General features: G+C 62.2%; 1 protein-coding gene. It reads left to right on the forward strand.

The features are described from left to right. Positions 1-964: IS66 family transposase (gene tnpC, locus PHAMO_RS12935; protein WP_040567181.1), on the forward strand; the 964-nt coding region annotated here is incomplete at its 5' end. Positions 965-971 lie beyond the last annotated feature (7 nt).

The raw sequence follows: 971 nt of genomic DNA on the forward strand, positions 1-971 counted from the left end.
GCTCTATCGGCAGGCGCAAATCTATGACCGCCTCGGGCTTGATCTCGATCGGTCGACGCTCGCAGGCTGGGTCGGCGGCGCTTGCTGGTGGCTCGAATCGCTGCACACCCGGCTCAAGACCAGCGTCTTGTCGTCCAGCCTCCTGTTCGCCGACGATACGCCGGTGCCGGTCCTCGATCCCGGCCGTGGCCGGACCAAAACCGGCCGTTTCTGGGTCTATACCCGTGACCAGCGCGGTTGGGCCGGCAAGGATCCGCCCGCGTCCGTCTATCTCTTCGAACCCGACCGCAAAGCCAAACGCCCGCAGACCCATCTGGCCGACTTCAAAGGTGTTCTGCAGGTCGATGGCTATGCCGGTTTCGAGACGCTGACGGCACGAAAGGAGGTCACCCTCGCCGCCTGCTGGAGTCATACCAGACGCTACTTTTACGACGTCGCCAAGAGTACGGAATCGCCGATCGCCCTGGAGGCTTTGCGCCGCATCAGCGAACTCTATGCCATCGAGAAAAAGGTCCGGGGACATCCTCCACCCCATCGATTGGCCGTGCGGCAACAGGAATCGAAGCCGCTCATTCTGGAATTGCGCCTCTGGCTCGATACCCAACTGCCCCTTGTGCCGGCACAGAGCCCCCTTGCCGACGCTATTCGTTATGCCCTCGCACGCTGGCCGGCGCTGACCCGATTCCTTGATGACGGCCGCATCGAACTCGACACCAATCCGGTCGAGCGCGCCATTCGTCCCGTCGCCTTGGGACGCAAAAATCATCTCTTCGCCGGGTCCGAGGGCGGAGGCGGACGTTGGGCCATCCTCGGCTCGCTCATCGAGACCTGCAAAATGAACGACGTCGAACCCTATGCCTATCTCGCCGACATATTGACCCGCATGCTCAATGGGCATCCCGTCAACCGGCTCGACAAACTGCTGCCATGGGCATGGAAAGCCGCGCAGAACGTCAATACCTGATCCCGTG

It is taken from the genome of Magnetospirillum molischianum DSM 120 (assembly GCF_000294655.1).
Lineage (GTDB): Bacteria > Pseudomonadota > Alphaproteobacteria > Rhodospirillales > Magnetospirillaceae > Phaeospirillum > Phaeospirillum molischianum.